Annotated in this window: 16 protein-coding genes; 7 read left to right on the top strand and 9 right to left on the bottom strand. The window is 75.9% G+C overall.

The features are described 5' to 3' along the window. Positions 1–27 precede the first annotated feature (27 nt). From RWK90_RS07320 to RWK90_RS07290, 7 genes are all read right to left on the bottom strand, one after another. Positions 28–843 (bottom strand): mycofactocin-coupled SDR family oxidoreductase, encoded by an 816-nt coding sequence (locus RWK90_RS07320; protein WP_314036307.1) that lies wholly within the window; start codon positions 841–843, stop codon positions 28–30. Positions 844–921: 78 nt separating this feature from the next. Beyond that, positions 922–1,584, bottom strand: coding sequence for a Dabb family protein (locus tag RWK90_RS07315; protein WP_314036305.1), 663 nt, complete (start codon positions 1,582–1,584; stop codon positions 922–924). After that, on the bottom strand, positions 1,577–1,924 hold the full coding sequence (locus RWK90_RS07310; RefSeq protein WP_314036303.1) for a hypothetical protein: 348 nt from the start codon (positions 1,922–1,924) through the stop codon (positions 1,577–1,579). Before RWK90_RS07310 ends, RWK90_RS07315 begins: the two co-directional genes overlap by 8 nt. An 87-nt stretch (positions 1,925–2,011) precedes the next feature. Continuing rightward, positions 2,012–2,941 (bottom strand): patatin-like phospholipase family protein, encoded by a 930-nt coding sequence (locus tag RWK90_RS07305; protein WP_314036301.1) that lies wholly within the window; start codon positions 2,939–2,941, stop codon positions 2,012–2,014. 42 nt (positions 2,942–2,983) lie between these two features. Further along, positions 2,984–3,421 carry a nitroreductase family deazaflavin-dependent oxidoreductase gene (locus RWK90_RS07300; RefSeq protein WP_314036299.1) on the bottom strand — a complete coding sequence of 146 codons (438 nt, stop codon included), beginning with the start codon at positions 3,419–3,421 and terminating at the stop codon, positions 2,984–2,986. Positions 3,422–3,482: 61 nt separating this feature from the next. Further along, entirely contained in the window at positions 3,483–4,712 is a 1,230-nt protein-coding gene (locus RWK90_RS07295) for an alpha/beta hydrolase (protein WP_314036296.1), read from the bottom strand. Between the two features lie 3 nt (positions 4,713–4,715). After that, positions 4,716–5,150 (bottom strand): pyrimidine dimer DNA glycosylase/endonuclease V, encoded by a 435-nt coding sequence (locus RWK90_RS07290; RefSeq protein WP_314036294.1) that lies wholly within the window; start codon positions 5,148–5,150, stop codon positions 4,716–4,718. An 83-nt stretch (positions 5,151–5,233) separates the two neighbouring features. Between RWK90_RS07290 and RWK90_RS07285 the strand changes: the two genes are divergently transcribed. Then, positions 5,234–5,911, top strand: coding sequence for a DNA alkylation repair protein (locus RWK90_RS07285; RefSeq protein WP_314036293.1), 678 nt, complete (start codon positions 5,234–5,236; stop codon positions 5,909–5,911). 1,177 nt (positions 5,912–7,088) lie between these two features. On the opposite strand, the gene RWK90_RS07280 is transcribed toward RWK90_RS07285, so the two are convergent. Further along, a complete protein-coding gene (locus tag RWK90_RS07280; protein ID WP_314036291.1) occupies positions 7,089–8,147 on the bottom strand; it encodes a glycosyltransferase in 1,059 nt (352 codons plus the stop codon). Positions 8,148–8,300: 153 nt separating this feature from the next. Here RWK90_RS07280 and RWK90_RS07275 point away from each other — a divergent pair, with 153 nt between their 5' ends. The 6 genes from RWK90_RS07275 to RWK90_RS07250 all read left to right on the top strand — a co-directional run bounded on the left by RWK90_RS07275 (position 8,301) and on the right by RWK90_RS07250 (position 14,724). After that, entirely contained in the window at positions 8,301–9,176 is an 876-nt protein-coding gene (locus tag RWK90_RS07275; RefSeq protein WP_314036289.1) for a WcbI family polysaccharide biosynthesis putative acetyltransferase, read from the top strand. Next, the gene (locus tag RWK90_RS07270; RefSeq protein ID WP_314036287.1) at positions 9,173–10,183 is read left to right on the top strand and encodes a hypothetical protein; all 1,011 of its coding nucleotides are present in this window, start codon (positions 9,173–9,175) and stop codon (positions 10,181–10,183) included. Before RWK90_RS07275 ends, RWK90_RS07270 begins: the two co-directional genes overlap by 4 nt. Further along, a complete protein-coding gene (locus tag RWK90_RS07265) occupies positions 10,180–11,517 on the top strand; it encodes a glycosyltransferase (RefSeq protein WP_314036285.1) in 1,338 nt (445 codons plus the stop codon). Before RWK90_RS07270 ends, RWK90_RS07265 begins: the two co-directional genes overlap by 4 nt. Before the next feature lie 116 nt (positions 11,518–11,633). Further along, positions 11,634–12,746, top strand: a complete 1,113-nt coding sequence (locus RWK90_RS07260) for a glycosyltransferase (RefSeq protein ID WP_314036283.1) — start codon at positions 11,634–11,636, stop codon at positions 12,744–12,746. Further along, positions 12,743–13,879, top strand: coding sequence for a glycosyltransferase (locus RWK90_RS07255; protein ID WP_314036280.1), 1,137 nt, complete (start codon positions 12,743–12,745; stop codon positions 13,877–13,879). Before RWK90_RS07260 ends, RWK90_RS07255 begins: the two co-directional genes overlap by 4 nt. Then, a complete protein-coding gene (locus tag RWK90_RS07250) occupies positions 13,876–14,724 on the top strand; it encodes a galactosyltransferase-related protein (protein WP_314036278.1) in 849 nt (282 codons plus the stop codon). The genes RWK90_RS07255 and RWK90_RS07250 overlap by 4 nt, the downstream gene beginning before the upstream one ends. A 41-nt stretch (positions 14,725–14,765) precedes the next feature. Here RWK90_RS07250 and RWK90_RS07245 read toward each other — a convergent pair whose 3' ends face one another. Continuing rightward, positions 14,766–15,557: an ABC transporter ATP-binding protein gene (locus RWK90_RS07245; protein ID WP_314036276.1), complete on the bottom strand. Its 792-nt coding sequence runs from the start codon at positions 15,555–15,557 to the stop codon at positions 14,766–14,768.

Genomic DNA, 15,557 nt, shown 5'->3' with positions numbered 1-15,557 from the left:
GCGGGTCGATCCCCGCCCGGCCGGGCGTCACTTGGCGTTGAACCCCGCGTCGACCGGGAACGTCACCCCGGTGACGTACTTCCCGGCATCGCCGACGAGGAACAGGATCGCCCGCGAGACGTCGACGGGCTCGATGAACGGCACCGGCATGAGGTTGCTGACGGCGTCGAAGTTGGCGTTCGGGTCGTTGTAGAACTGCTCGATGATCGGGTTCTGGATCATCGGCGTCGCCACGCCCGTCGGGTGGATCGTGTTGACGCGGATGTTCTGTGGGCCCAGCCAGTTGGCGTAGTTGCGCATGAGCCCCACGACGCCGTGCTTGGCCGCGGTGTAGGCGGCGTTGACCCCTCCCAGACCGCCCGTGCCCTTGAGGCCCTGACTCGAGCTGGTGATGACGATCGACCCGCCCCCGTTCTCCAGGAGGCTGGGCACGGCGGCCGACACGGTGTTGTGGACCCCGTTGAGGTTGACGTCGATCACGTCGAGAAACGCCTGGTGGGAGTGGATGTTCACGCTCAGCGGCATGATGCCGGCGTTGGCGAGGACGATGTCCACCCGTCGGCCGAGCCTGGCCTCGCCGTCGGCGAGCGCGGCGGCCACCGCCTCGGGGTCCCGGACGTCGGCGCGGGAGGCGACGATGCGGCGGCCCAGCGCCTCGACCTGCGCGACGGTCTCCGCGAGGTCCTCCGGGGTCGACATGTCGTACTCGACGGTGTCCAACTGCCTACAGATGTCGATCGCGATGATGTCCGCGCCCTCGGCGGCGAGGGTGACCGCGTGGCTCCGGCCCTGGCCGCGTGCGGCCCCGGTGATGAAGACGACTTTTCCGTCGAGTGATCCCATGTGCCTGTTCCTTCGGTGAGGGGGTTACCCCGCGGACATCCCGCGGCGGTGGACCGACCGCGTGGTCGGGAGAACGGGTCAACCGGCGGTGTCGAGCACCGGTGCGTCGATCGCGCAGAACGTGTGGACCACCCGGTCCCGCACGATCCGCCGCGGGCTCTCCGGGTCGAACCACTGGTCGACGTGAGCCCAGTGGATCGGGTGGTTCATGTAGGGGCCCAGCAGTCCGTCGAGCTCGTCGTACTCCTGCTCCCAGACGTGGGTCCACGGGGTGGCACCGCTCGTCTCGGCCGTCCGGCTCAGGCGCCAGGCCCGGATCTGGGGGACGTGTGCGGGCATCCGCAGGAGTGCACGTTCGAAGTCGGCGATCTGCTCGGCGGTGGCGTCGTCCGCGGCGCGGGCCAGGAGCACCCGGTAGACGCCGGGACCGCCGGCACCGGTGCGACGACCGGACCACCCGGCGGATGCGGCGCGCGGGTCGATGACCGCCCCTGAGACCCGCTCGATGTCCGCGGATCGCAGTGCCCCCTCGATCGTCGGCCGGTGCTGCTCCCGTCGTTCCGGGGAGTCGAACCGGAGGCGGACGATGAGGTCCCCTCCGTTGCGCGCCCCCGGGAGGGTCGGTGCGACCACCGGGTCGGTGCCCGGCAGGTCGGCGAGCGTCGCGCGGATCCGGTCGGCCGGGGCCGACGAGCCGCCGGCGGCGTCGGTGAGGAACACGGCGTACACGACGTCAGACATCGCAGAGCGCCTCCACGTCGGCGGCCGCGGCCGCAGAGGAGCGCGTGCGCGTGAGCACCAACGGTGCCATCCGCTCCCACCAGCCGGCCGACTCGGAGTCGTAGCGGGCGTCGATCGCGGCGCGCCACCATCCGGCGGGGCCGGCGGCGGACCAGATCGCGGTGACGACGTTGGGCTCGTCGTCCATCCACACCGGGGGACTGACCAGGATCCGGTCCAGTGTGAGGCCGCGGTCCCGCGCGCGGGGGGCGTAGTCGGCGAGGTAGGCCCCGACGAATTCCCGGCCGTGGCCGGGCCGGACCTCCACCCGGTCGATGATGTGCACGGTCGGTTCGGTCATGCGGCGACGATAATTCCGGCCGCCCACACGCGAACCGCCGTCTCCCGGTGGCCGGGACGCCCTGGGAGCCGGTCCGCGACGGCCGGGTCAGACCCCGGCCTCGTCGGCCGACAGGGCCGCCCGCACGGTCTCGGGTGCGGTGATCATGGAGTGCTCGAACGCGGCCACGCGTTGTGAGCCGTTCATGAAGTGGGGACTCAGCCCGGCGAGGTCGGCGGGGGTCGGCAGGATCGGCACCACGGTGGTGCCGCGCGAGCGGGCGGTGGCGATCTCCGCGTGCAGGACCGCCGACATCGGCCGGCGGATCATCCGGTACTCGATCGTCCCGCCCGCGCCGGGGATCCGCACGCCCGGCGCCGACGCCATGGGGGCGATGACGTAGATCAGGTCCGCCTCGTCGGGGCCGATGAGGTCGACGGAGGCGGTCGAGCCCATCCCGCCGTCGACGAAGATGCGGTCCCCGATCGGCACGGGCGGCATCCACCCGGGGGTGGCCCACGAGGCACGTAGCGCCTCGCCGACGGTCGCGATGGGGGAGCCGGGCGCGCCGAACACGACCCGCTCGCCGGCGCGGACGTCGTAGGCCACCATCCGGGCCGCGGGGTGGGGCAGCCACGCCCCGACCTCGAACTGCTCGGCCAGGCGTTGCAGCCAGCTCGCGTCCGCGCGGCCGGTGGGGGCGATCCCGGTGAGGCCCGCCAGGCCGGAGCGTCTGCGCACCAGGCCCGGGTTGAGCAGCGGGAACCGGGGCAGCGGCGGGACGCTCGCCGGGGTGGAGGCGATGTGGTCGCGCAGCCGGGGGTCGGTCGCCCGTCCGCACTGCATGTCCACCAGTTCGGAGACGGAGACGCCGCCGGCGAGCATGGTGACGAGCTCGGCGCCGGCCGAGGTGCCGAGCAGGACGTCCGCCTCGCGGGGGTCGAGGCCGGCCTGGTCGGAGAGGGCCTGCAGTGCGGCGATCGCCCAGGCGGCCCCGATGGTGCCGCCGCAGCCCAGGACGAGGGCCACGCGGGTCACGCCGCGGCCCCCTCGCGGCGGTGACGCCCGCGTGCCGCCGCTCTACGCACGGGGCTCGGCCACGAACACCGGGATCGTGCGATCGGTCTTCTCCTGGTAGTCGCCGTAGTCCGGGAACACCGACACGGCGCGCGCCCACCACTCGTCCCGCTCGGCGCCGGTGACCTCGCGGGCCGTGTAGTCGCCCACGTGGTCCTTGTCCTGCACCATGACGTGCGGCTCGGCGACGATGTTCCAGTACCAGAAGGGGTGGCTGGGCGCGCCGCCCTGCGAGGCGACGAGCGCGTAGGCGCCGTCGTGCTCGACGCGCATGAGGGGGGTCTTGCGCAGCTTCCCGGACTTGTTGCCCACCGTGGTGACGATGACGACGGGGATGCCGCCGAGGTCCGAGGCCTCGGCCCCGTCGGTGCGTTCGTACTGTTCGACCTGGTCACGCACCCATCGGCTGGGGCTCGGCTCGTACTCTCCGGTCAGCGGCATGGAGTCTCCTCGGGTCGACGATGTCCTGGCCGTCGTCTGGGACATTACGCGGTCGGGGCGCTCAGGCGTATCGGTCCGTGAATCGGGCCACCGCTTCGACCACCGCGAGGTAGCGGGGTGAGCGCACGGCGTCGAACCCGTGCTGCGCACCCGGCAGCTCGGCGTAGACCACCGGGTTCGACGATCCCGCCCGTAGGTGCCGGACCAGCCGGCGGGCGCCCGTGACCGGCGTGTACGTGTCGTGGGTGCCGTGGACGACCAGCACCGGCGGCGCCGCGGACGCCGGGTGGCGCACCGGGTCCGAGACGTCGCGGGTCGCCGCGCCCAGCCGCCCGTAGTACCCGTAGAGGCCCACCGCCCCGGCGAGCGTGGTGTCGACGTCGGTGAAGCCGGGCTGGAATCGCGGGTCGCCCGCGGCCAGGGCGCTCATCATCGCGATGTGTGCTCCGGCCGAGCTGCCGGCCACGACGATCGGCGCGCCCGCCGGGATGCCGTGGGCCGGGCCCTCGACGCGGATCCAGCGGATCAACCGCTTGACGTCCACGAGGTGCTGCGGGAACCCGCCCTCCGGCGTGGGGGACAGGGTGTAGGTGGCGCTGATCGCCGCCCAGCCGCGGCGGGCGTGGTCGAAGAGCATCGCCCGGGACTCCCGGCTCGGTCCGCCGGCGCGGAAGTGGCCGCCGTGGACGTGCACGAGCACGCCACGCACCGCCGGGGCGTCGGCGAACGAGCGCCGGTCCCCCGCCCGATCGGCACGGGTGTAGAGATCGAACCGGTTGGCCCTCGGGTCCGGGCCGTAGACCATGCCCCGGCGGGCCCGCACCCCGCGTGGCGGCAGCGGCCACGGGCGGGTCAGCACGGTCGGCCACGGCGTGCGGTGGCGTGGGGCGGAGCTCGTCGTCGTCGCCGTGTCGTCCCCCTCCGCCCGTGACCCGGCGCCCTCCTGCGGCTCACCCGCGCGCGACCCGGCGCCCTCGCGCAGCGCCCGCTCCAGCGCCGGCCCCGCGGCGAGGTGCCGGGCCAGCACCGTCCCGAGCCCCGCGCAGGTGAGCGCGGCGATCCCCGCGCCCACCAGGTCCGACGGGCGGCGCTGCCCGCGTCCCCACGCGTGCGCGGTCACCGCGCCCACGAGCGCACCGACGTGCAGCGGCAGCTCCTGCGCGGGCAGGCTCGCCACCCACCCCGCCGTGGCGGCGGGGAACGGCCCCCGGACCGGCCGCAACGCGAGCGCGGTCGACGCCGCGGCCGGCGCGACGAGCACGGGCAGCGGGACGCGGGTGGGTCGGTACACGGGTCAGTCCTCCGGCACGGGGGCGCGTTCCCAGGCCGCCACCGGGCCCGGGACCAGGTCGAACATCGGGTGCGGCCGTGGCGCGACGAGCCGGGCCAGCCACGGGGGGTCGCGCTCGACCACCTTCGCGCGCAGGTGCGCCCACTCCAGCGCGAGCTGGCCGTCGGTGAGCGGCAGGCGCTCGGGGCCCGGCGGCAGGACGATGCGCGTGCGGTCGAACCGGTACCCGCGCGCGTCGGCGGCGTCGCCGAGCCCGTGCAGCCACGTGGCGATCCCCGCGACCGGGTCGGGGAGCTCCCGGAATCGTTCGAGCTGCGGGTGCGAGCGATAGCCCTTCGTCAGGCCGCGGAGTACCTTCTGGGCCAAGAGCCCCTCGCGCCACCCGGCGACGAGCGCCGCGCGGTCGAGCAGGTCGGGATGGATGCTCCACAGGCGCACCCCGGCGAGTATAGGGACGCGCCGCGTGGTGGGGGGCCGGCGCGAGTGACGCCGGGCGCGCCCGGGAGGGAGAGGACGAGACGATGACGACGACGACAACGCCGACACTCGACGAGGTGATGGCCGAGCTCTCGGACCTCGAGGACGCACGGATCCGGGAGGTCAACGCCCGGCACGGTGACGACCACGGGGTCAACCTCACCGCGCTGCGGGCCGTGGCCAAACGGGTGAAGAAGAACCAGCCCCTGGCGCTCGAGCTGTGGGGCACGGGCGACTCGGCCGCGCGACTGCTGGCGCTCCTCGTGTGCCGGCCCAGGGAGTTCTCCGCCGACCAGCTCGACGCCATGCTGCGTCAGGCCCGCACCCGGAAGGTCCACGACTGGCTGGTCGGCTACGTGGTGATGAAGGGCCCGCACGCCGAGGAGCTGCGCGTGGCGTGGCTCGACGACGCCGACCCGGTGGTGGCCTCCGCCGGCTGGGCGCTCACCGCCGACCGCGTGGTCAAGAAGCCCGAGGGCCTGGACCTGCCCGGGCTGCTCGACGTCATCGAGGCCGAGATGGCCGACGCGCATGAGCGGCTGCAGTGGGAGATGAACACGTGCCTCGCGCAGATCGGCATCCATCACCCGGAGCTGCGCGGGCGGGCGCTGGAGATCGGCGAGCGGCTGGGGGTGCTGCGCGACTACCCGACGCCGCGCGGCTGCACCTCGCCGTACGTTCCCGAGTGGATCGGCGAGATGGTCCGGCGGCAGGAGCGCTGAACCCCCACTGCGACCCCTACCGATCGCCCGGACCGCGCCCGGACCGCGCCCGGACCGCGCCCGGACCGCGCCCGGACCGCGCCCGGACCGCGCCCGGACCGCGCCCGGACCGCGCCCGGACCGCGCCCGGACCGCGCCCGGACCGCGCCCGGACCGCGCCCGGACCGCGCCCGGACCGCGCCCGGACCGCGCCCGGACCGCGCCCGGACCGCGCCCGGACCGCGCCCGGACCGCGCCCGGACCGCGCCCGGACCGCGCCCGGACCGCGCCCGGACCGCGCCCGGACCGCGCCCGGACCGCGCCCGGACCGCGCCCGGACCGCGCCCGGACCGCGCCCGGACCGCGCCCGGACCGCGCCCGGACCGCGCCCGGACCGCGCCCGGACCGCGCCCGGACCGCGCCCGGACCGCGCCCGGACCGCGCCCGGACCGCGCCCGGACCGCGCCCGGACCGCGCCCGGACCGCGCCCGGACCGCGCCCGGACCGCGCCCGGACCGCGCCCGGACCGCGCCCGGACCGCGCCCGGACCGCGCCCGGACCGCGCCCGGACCGCGCCCGGACCGCGCCCGGACCGCGCCCGGACCGCGCCCGGACCGCGCCCGGACCGCGCCCGGACCGCGCCCGGACCGCGCCCGGACCGCGCCCGGACCGCGCCCGGACCGCGCCCGGACCGCGCCCGGACCGCGCCCGGACCGCGCCCGGACCGCGCCCGGACCGCGCCCGGACCGCGCCCGGACCGCGCCCGGACCGCGCCCGGACCGCGCCCGGACCGCGCCCGGACCGCGCCCGGACCGCGCCCGGACCGCGCCCGGACCGCGCCCGGACCGCGCCCGGACCGCGCCCGGACCGCGCCCGGACCGCGCCCGGACCGCGCCCGGACCGCGCCCGGACCGCGCCCGGACCGCGCGAGCCGTCACTACGGTCAGCGTTTCCCCAGGACGTGCGTCGGCGAACCGTACAGAAGCGACGGCTGACCGGGGGATCGCCGGTGGCGACTCGGCGGCGGGAGCTGATCCGAGAGACCACGAGGCGGGGAAAGGAAGCCAGCGCTGATCGCGGCCGATGCGCGGGGGCCAATCCGGTCTGGGCGATCGAGGTCAATGCGACCGCTGCCAGGGCATCGGCGAGGTAGGACCTCATCTGGTCGTCGCCAAATGCATGTGCGCCCACAGCTCGTCTAGCTGAGCGCGGCCCGGTACACAGCGGCGTGGGCGTCGGCGACCGCGGCGTCCTCGGCGTCCGCCGAGCGCACGGGGACGGGCGGGCCCCCGAACGCGGTGCCCACTGCCTCCCGGAGCTCGGCGGTGTCAGGTGACGCGGGGTCGTACGAGGCGACGTCGTGGCCCCACTGCTCCACCAGGTAACCGATGCGCGGGATGACAGGCGGCAGACCCAGGTCGCGGCACAGTTCCAACCAGCCCGAATGCGTGCCGTGGCGGTGTGGGAGCACGAGGGCGTCGAACCCGGCGAGGGCGGCACACAGATCGGACTCGGGCAGGTGGTCGTGCGCCCGCACCTCGACCTCGGGGCGGGTGGCGAGACGGTCGAGCGCGAGCGCGGCGGCGTGTCGCGGGTGTCCGGGATCGCGGGCGGCGGCGAGGGCGTCGGCGCGGATCATCACGACCAGCCGGGCGTCGGTGGGCAGCGCGTCGGCGAGCGCGGGTAGCAGGTCCTCCGCTGCGACGCCCGCCCGCAGCGAGCCGAGCACCACCCCGACCGTGCGGACGCGTCCGGGGCCCGGGTTGACGTGGCCGCGTGAGGCGCGGGCCGGACGGAGTGGCTCGGTGACCGCGGCCGGCACGAGGCGAGGATGCGGGACGACCTGAGCGTCGACGCCCCACCTCTCGCGGATCTCCGCGGCGGCGCCGGCGGTCAGCGTGAGGACGGCGGAGGCTCCGCGGACCAGATGGCCGGTGCGTTCGAGATGGGCGGCGGGGTCCGGCTCGTGTGGGTTGGTCAGGTCGTGGACGGTCACCACCAGCGGCATCGCCCGCGCCCGCAGGGCCGCGACGAACTCGGCGACCTGTTCGGGCGAGCGGTGCTCGTAGCCGAAGTGCACGTGCACGAGGTCGGCGTCCTCCAGGACCCCGGGCCGCTCGGCTGCCTCCAGCGCAGGGTGCGGCCACCACCGGGCGGGCTCGGCCGGGTCGAGCACCGGGTCGTCCAGCACGGTGACGCCGCGGGCGGGCCCGACGGCGTGGCGGACGTAGTCGTGCCCGGCGGGTACGGAACGCACCCGGATCGACGGCACCGGGGTCGATGGTCGCGCCGGGGTCGTCGGCCGCGCCGGGGACGGGACCGACGGGAGCGGTGGGACGCCAGAGTTCACCCCGCCACCGTGCCATGCGCACCGGTCGCGGGAACCCCGGGGCCTATTACCCTCGACGCCGTGAGCGCCCCCGACCGTCCGACAGTCATGGTGATCGGCAACTGCCAGGCCGACGTCTACCGCGACCTGCTGCGCACCTCCGCCGAGGTCCGGGTGGTGGACGTGCGGCCGGTGTACGAGATGACGGCCGCCGATCTGCCCGCCCTCCACGACGACCTGGCCCGCACCGACGTGCTCATCACCCAGCCCGTCCGGGACGACTACCGCGGCCTGCCGCTCGGCCACCGCCAGCTCGCCGCGCGGCTGCCCGGTTCGGCGACGGTGGTCCTGGTCCCGGTGCTGCGCTACGCGGGCCTGCACCCGTACCAGGTGCTGGTCCGTCCACCCCACGACCGGTCGCTGGTCCCGCCGCTCGCCCCGTACCACGACCTGCGCACGATCGTCGCCGCCGCGACCGGCGACCGCGGGGTGCTCGACGCCGCGCCCACGCCCGAGCAGGCCCGGGCCGCCGCCCGCGAGTCGGTCGAGGCCCTGCGGGTGCGGGAACAGGCACACGGGACGATCACCGCGTCCGACCTGCTCGACGGGTACCCGCGCTGGCACACCATCAACCACCCCGACCGGGACACGCTGGCGACGGTCTTTGGCCGCATCCTCGAGCGCCTGCCCGCGGGGCTGCTCACCGACCCGCCCCGCATCGGAGACCGTGAGCCCCTCGGCGCCACCCGCGCGCCCGTCGAGCCCGCCGTCGCGCGGGCCCTGGGCCTGGACGGGCGGGCGGACCAGGAGTCGGCGGACTGGCTCGTCGACGGTGCGCCGGTGGCCGCGCGCGACATCGTCGAGGCGCATCTGGCCTGGTACGCGGTCACGCCGGGCGTGGTCGAGGAGGGGCTGCGCCGCCATGCCGACCGCCTCGACCTGCTGGGGCTGCGATGACCGCCGCCTGGCCCGGCGCCCCTCGCGGCGTGCCCGTGACGATCGCCCTCGGCCCGCCCGAGCACGGCGTCACCCGCTTCGCCGTGGACAGTGCCCGCGCGGCGGGGACCCCGCTGCTCGAGGTCCCGGACGTGACCGCGCTACCCGCTGCGCTCGCCGACATCGGCCCGGTCCCCGTGCACCTGCACCTCACGGACCCGCTGTTCGGCGCGACACCGGATGAGGCCGCTACAACTGTGGAGGAGCTCGCCGCGGGTCGGCCCGTCGGCGTGACCCTGCACGACGTGCCACAGCCCGCCGAGGGCGCCGAGCGGTGCCGACGCCGCACCGACGCCTACCAGCGCATCGCCCGCGCGGCCGGCCTGGTCGTGGTGAGCTCCGAGCACGAACGGCGGCTGTGCGCGGACGCGGGCATCACGGCCGACGCCGTCATCGGGCTGCCAGTGCCCGAACTCGCGCCACCCGCCGACCTCACCCCCGACACGCGGTCGGTCGGCGTCTTCGGGTTCCTGCACCCGGGCAAGGCCGTCGACGTGGTGGCCGAAGCCGTCGCGGCCCTCGCCGCGCAGGGGGGCACCGACGTGACTTTACGTCTGTTGGGGGCGCCCGCCGACGGGCACGACGACTACGTCCGCGACGCGCTGGACACCGTCCGCGCCGCCGGGGGCCGCGCCGAGCTGACTGGCCGGGTCGACGACGAGGACCTCGCCCGCGTGCTCGGCGAGGTGACGGTGCCCGTCGCCCTGTTCCGCAACGTGTCGGCGTCGGGCTCGCTGGGGACATGGGCCGCGGCCGGGCGCCGCCCCCTGGTCCGGGACTCGGACTACATCCGCGAGATGGAACGGCAGCGGCCCCGCTCCCTGCTCATCACCGACGGCGCCGACCTGGCCCACGACCTGCGGCGACTGCTCGACGACCCGGCACCCACGCGGTTCGCGCCCCCGCCGCCGGGGTGGGACGACGTCGGCCGCGAGTACCGCGCCGCGTGGACGCGGTGGCTCGCGTGAGCGGCGGCGTGCGCCCGGATCCGGCCGCGGCGGGCGGGGTCGACGTGATCATCCCGTACTACCGCGACCAGCGGATGCTCGACAGAATCCTCACCGCGCTGGCCCGCCAGACCGGGCTGGGCCGGGCCGGGCGCGCCCTGCGGGTGATCGTCGCCGACGACGGCTCGCCCACCCCGCCCACAGTTCCCGAGGGCGTCACGGTGGTCCGCCAGGCGGACGACGGGTTCCGCGCCTCCGCCGCCCGGCACCTCGGCGCGCAGACCGGTCGCGGCGAACTCCTGCTCTTCCTCGACGGCGACACCGTCCCCGGGCCGGGGTACGTCGCCGCGATGTGCGACGCGCTCGAGGGCCGGCCCGACCTCCTGGTGGTGGGCAGGCGCCGCTACGGGCGCTTCCCCGACGCCGTGCCCCCCGACGCCGCCACCGAGACAGCCCCGGAGCCGGTCGAGGTGCTGCCCGACCCGCAGTGGCCGGCGGGCTACTACGCCGAGACGGCGAACCTCACCCGCGGCGAGGACCTGTGGCGCGGCGTGCTGTCCGCCGTGTGCGGCCTGCACCGCCGCCTCTACGACCTCGCCGGCGGCTTCGACCCCGACATCGTGGGCTACGGCGGCGAGGACTGGGACCTCGGGTGGCGCTGCGAGCAGGCCGGCGGCCGCCTGCAGTACGTCCCCGAGGCCGTGGCCTGGCACGACGGCCCCGACTGGTCCGGGCGCACCGACGACCCCGACCGCCTCGCCGAGAAGAACCTCGAGACCGCCCGCCTCGCCCCGCTCATCGCCTCCCCGCTCACCCGGCCCGCCGGCGGCATCTACGCGCTGCCCTCGATCGCCGTCCACGTCCACGCCGCCGACCCCGCGTTCGCCGGGACCGGCGCGACCGCCGCCACGGTCGCGTCCCTGCTCACCTGGGGCGACGCCGCGGTGACGATCGACCCCGCCACACCCGACGCCGCCGTGATCGCCCGGCTCTTCGCCGACGACCCACGCGTGGGACTCCGCGAGCGCGGCGGGTGGTGGCGGCCGGGAACGCCGGGGGCGGGTCCTCGTCGTCGTCCCCCCGTCCTGGTCGACCTCCACCGACCGTGCGCGCTCGGCGGGCTCGACCCGCGGCGGTTGCGCGCCCTGTGCCCACCCGAGGGCGGCGTGACCCTGGACGACGACGAGGGCCGCACCCTCGCGCGGATCCGCAGCTCCCGGGCCCTGGCGCGCGAGCAGGAATGGGGTGAGCGGCCCCCGGCGACGCGGTCCGTCGCGGCGTCCGGCGTGGGGGTCCGGGTCCTGCCGGTCGACGGGGACGGCGTGCGGCTCGAGCGGATCGTCGGGGGCTGGTGAGGCCTGTGGTGACGCGGAGCGCCCGAGCGGTGGCGGAAGGGCCCCCGACAGGACACCATTCAAGGTTCTGGCACGCGTCCGGATCCGCCGGGCGCGACGAGACGACGAGGGGGGCTGTGGACGCACGTAGCGGGGAGACTCTGAACATCGCGGTGATCGGGCCGTCCCGGTTCCCCATCCGGGAGCCGTACGCCGGTGGGCTCGAGGTCGTGGTGGCCAAGGAGGTCCGCGCCCTGCGCGCCCGCGGCCACCGGGTGACCCTCTACGCCGCCGCCGGCAGCGAGGGCCACGACCAGCGGTTCGAGTTCACCGCCATGGCCACCGCCACCGGGCGCGGGGACAGCTACTACCCGCCCGGCGGCTACGAGGCGGACTCCGCCGAGTTCGAGCGACTCATGGACCACGTCGCCGTGGCCGGCTACGACGTGGTGCTCAACCACAGCCTCAGCCACGTCCCGCTCGAGCGCGCCGCCGACATGGGCACGCCCATGATCACGACGCTGCACTGCCCCCAACTCGAGCCGATGCAGCGGGCGTTCGACCGCTTCGGGGCCGCCACCGGGCACGTGCTCGCCGTGAGCCGGTCCGTCCTGGGGACCTGGCGCGTGCCGCAGGGGGCCGACGTGTTGCCCAACGGCGTCGACCTCGCCACCTGGCGACCCCGGCGCCCGGCCGGATCGCGGCGCGCTGCGGCGCCCCGCGCCGTGTGGACCGGCCGGATCGTGCCCGAGAAGGGGCCGCACCTGGCCGTCGAGGCGGCCCGGCTCTCGGGGATACCGCTCGACCTGGCCGGCCGCGTCGGCGACGACCGGTACCTGCGTCGCGTCCTGCGGCCCCGGCTGCGGGAGGCCGGGGCGCTGGCGCGACACCACGGCCCGCTGGGCCGCGATGCGCTGGTGCCGCTGGTCGCGAGCGCCGCGGTCGCCCTGGTGACGCCCTGCTGGGAGGAGCCGTTCGGACTGACCGCCGTGGAGGCGCTCGCGTGCGGCACCCCGGTCGTCGCGCTGGCGCGCGGCGGCATCCGCGAGATCCTGCGCGGGCAGCCCGGGGTGATCCTCGTCGACCCCGGTGACGACCCCGCGGCCGCGTTGGCCGCCGGCATCCCCGCCGCACTCACCCTCGACCGCGCCGCGACCGCCCGCGCCGCCGCGGCCGCGTTCTCCCACGACGCCCGCATCGACGCCCTCGAGGAACGACTCCGTTCACTGATGGTGGGCGCCGCGACGTGATCGGGATCTACGCCCATCATCACGGCAGCGGCCACGTGCAGCGGGCGCTGTCGGTGGCCGCCGCGCTCCGCGACGAGGTCACCATCCTCACCTCCGCCCGCATCGGCGACGGAGCCGTCCCCGATCCCGGACGGGTCCGGATCCTCCCGCTGCCGCTGGACTACGACGAGGCCGGGGCCGGACCCGGTGCGGATAACGACCCGACCGCCGGGGGCCGGTTGCACTGGGTCCCGCTGCGCCAGGCCGGGCTGCGCCGCCGGATGGCGATGATCGCCGACTGGATCGACCGTCACGAACCGACCGTGTTCTGGTCCGACATCTCCGTCGAGGTGACGCTCGGCGCCCGGTTGACCGGCACTCCCGTGGTGTCCACCGTGCTTCCCGGCCGCCGCGAGGACGCCCCGCACATCCTCGCCCACGGCGTCTGCTCGGCCCTGGTGGCCGGGTGGCCCCGCGCGGCCGGGGCGCCGGTGCCCGCCGGGGCGACGCGACCGCTGCTGCCCGTCGGCGGCGTCTCGCGGTTCGCCGGGCGTGACCCCCACGACGGCCTCCGGCCGGGAGCGCGACCGCGCGTGCTGCACCTGCGGGGTTCCGGCGGCACGGCGCACGACGCCCGCTGGGACGCGGTGCGCGAGACACTCCGCGAGGCCGACTGGGTCTCCCTCGGCGGCCCCGGCGGCCGCTGGGTGGCCGACCCGTGGGACGACCTGCGTCGCGCCGACGTGGTCATCAGCGCCGCGGGGCAGAGTTCGATCGCCGACCTGGCCGCCGCTGACGCGCACCTCGTCGTCGCGCCGGAGGAGCGCCCCTTCGGCGAGCAGGACGCCACCGCCGCCACCCTCGCCCGACTCGGACTGGCCGAGGTCGTCGGCCGCGACGCCCCCGTCGAGCAGCTCACGGCAGCCGTCCGGCGCACCCTCGAGGCCGCCCGCTCGGCCCCCGGCGCCGGCTCCGGGCTGCGCGAGGCGTGGGAGGTCGACGGCGCCGCCGAGCGGTTGGCCGGCGTGCTCGAGGCGGTCGCCGCGGGGCGCGAGCCGGAGCTCGACGGACTCGGGGCGGGCGCCGCGGGGAGCGCGGAGGCCCTCAGTGGACGCGCGCCGTCGGCGGAGTCGACGGTGGGAGTGGCGCGATGACCACGGCGGCGCCGACCGCCGTGGTGACGGTCTGCACGCCCGGCCGCGCCGATCACCTGCGGTCCCAGCGACGCGCGATGGCCGCGCACCTGCCCGACGCGCGGCACGTGGTGGTCCTGCCCGAACGACCCGGCAGCCGGGAACTGGGCCGCGAACTCCGCGCCGAGGGCGCCGAGATCGTCGAGGTGCCGGCCGGGCCGGACCTGCCGATCGCCCGCAGTCGCAACCTCGGGGGCGACCGGGCGGCCGACCTGGGGGTCGATCTGATCGTCTTCCTCGACGTGGACTGCATGCCCGGTCCCGAGCTGGGCTCGCGCTACGCCGAGCTCCCCGACGGCGTCGTGGGGCTCGGCCCGGTGACCTATCTCCCTGAATCCGCCGGCGCGCCCGACCCCGCCGACCTGCCCGCGTTCACCGACCCCCATCCGGCGCGTCCGTTCCCGGAGACCGGCACCCGGATGTTGGAGCCGGGGGAGTTCGGGATGTTCTGGTCGCTGTCCTTCGCCATGCGCCCGGACCTCTGGCTGCGGCTCCGCACCGACTTCGGTGGGTTCGACGAGACCTTCACCGGCTACGGCGCCGAGGACACCGACTTCGGCCGACGACTGCTCCACCGGCGCGTACCGGTGATCCTGGTGGCCGGGGCGCACGCGTACCACCGCTGGCACCCCGTCGCCGACCCGCCCGTCGACCACCTGCAGGACCTGCTCCGCAACGGCGCGCACTACGCCGAGCGGTGGGGGGAGTGGCCCGCGCCGGGCTGGTTCGCCAAGTTCGAGCAGATGGGGCTGGTACGCAGGAACTGCGACGGCTGGGAGGCCGTGCGCGGCGCGTCGGGCGACTGAGCTGCGGGCGCGGGCGCCGGCGCAGCTCAGTCGCCCGACGGTCAGCCCAGGAACGCCTGGTCCGACAGGGTCGCGCCCTTGATGTTGGTGAACTCGCGCAGCAGGTCCTGCACCGTGAGTTTCGACTTGGTCGCGTCGTCGGCCTCGTACACGATCCGGCCCTCGTGCATCATGATGAGCCGGTTACCCAGCCGGATGGCCTGCTCCATGTTGTGCGTGACCATGAGCGTGGTCAGGCCGCCCTCGCGCACGATGCGCTCGGTGATCGACGTGACCAGCGCCGCCCGCTGCGGGTCCAGGGCCGCGGTGTGCTCGTCGAGCAGCATGATGCGCGGCTGGGTGAACCCGGCCATGAGCAGCGACAGCGCCTGCCGCTGACCGCCCGAGAGCAACCCCACCTTCGCGGTGAGCCGGTCCTCGAGACCCAGTTCGAGCATCGCGAGCTGCTCGCCGAACCGGGCGCGCCGGTTCTTGTTCAACCCGCGTCCGAGGCCCCGACGCCGACCGCGCAGCAGTGCCAGCGACAGGTTCTCCTCGATGGTGAGGTTCGGTGCGGTGCCGGCGAGCGGGTCCTGGAACACGCGGCCGATGTACTTGGCCCGCTTGTGATCGGGCAGCCGGTTGACGCGCACGCCGTCGATATCGATCGCGCCGGCGTCCACCGGCAGCTTGCCCGACACGGCGTTGAGCAGGGTCGACTTGCCCGCGCCGTTCGAGCCGATCACGGTGACGAAGTCGCCCTCGCCGAGCGTCAGCGTGAGGTCGTTGAGCGCCCGGCGCTCGTTGGCGGTGCCCGGGAAGAAGGTCTTGGACACCCCTGTGACGGACAGCAT

Origin of the sequence: Dietzia sp. CH92 (assembly GCF_032248695.1) — a bacterium.
Lineage (GTDB): Bacteria > Actinomycetota > Actinomycetes > Mycobacteriales > Mycobacteriaceae > Dietzia.
Note: the sequence above shows the minus strand (reverse complement) of the source record. Positions and strands in the feature narration are given on the sequence as shown.

Excerpts from the sequence above, each read along its gene's own strand:
- RWK90_RS07320 (WP_314036307.1), bottom strand. The coding sequence starts at position 843 with ATGGGATCACTCGACGGAAAAGTCGTCTTCATCACCGGGGCCGCACGC.
- RWK90_RS07315 (WP_314036305.1), bottom strand. The coding sequence starts at position 1,584 with ATGTCTGACGTCGTGTACGCCGTGTTCCTCACCGACGCCGCCGGCGGC.
- RWK90_RS07310 (WP_314036303.1), bottom strand. The coding sequence starts at position 1,924 with ATGACCGAACCGACCGTGCACATCATCGACCGGGTGGAGGTCCGGCCC.
- RWK90_RS07300 (WP_314036299.1), bottom strand. The coding sequence starts at position 3,421 with ATGCCGCTGACCGGAGAGTACGAGCCGAGCCCCAGCCGATGGGTGCGT.
- RWK90_RS07285 (WP_314036293.1), top strand. The coding sequence starts at position 5,234 with ATGACGACGACGACAACGCCGACACTCGACGAGGTGATGGCCGAGCTC.
- RWK90_RS07270 (WP_314036287.1), top strand. The coding sequence starts at position 9,173 with ATGACCGCCGCCTGGCCCGGCGCCCCTCGCGGCGTGCCCGTGACGATC.
- RWK90_RS07250 (WP_314036278.1), top strand. The coding sequence starts at position 13,876 with ATGACCACGGCGGCGCCGACCGCCGTGGTGACGGTCTGCACGCCCGGC.
- RWK90_RS07245 (WP_314036276.1), bottom strand. The coding sequence starts at position 15,557 with ATGCTGTCCGTCACAGGGGTGTCCAAGACCTTCTTCCCGGGCACCGCC.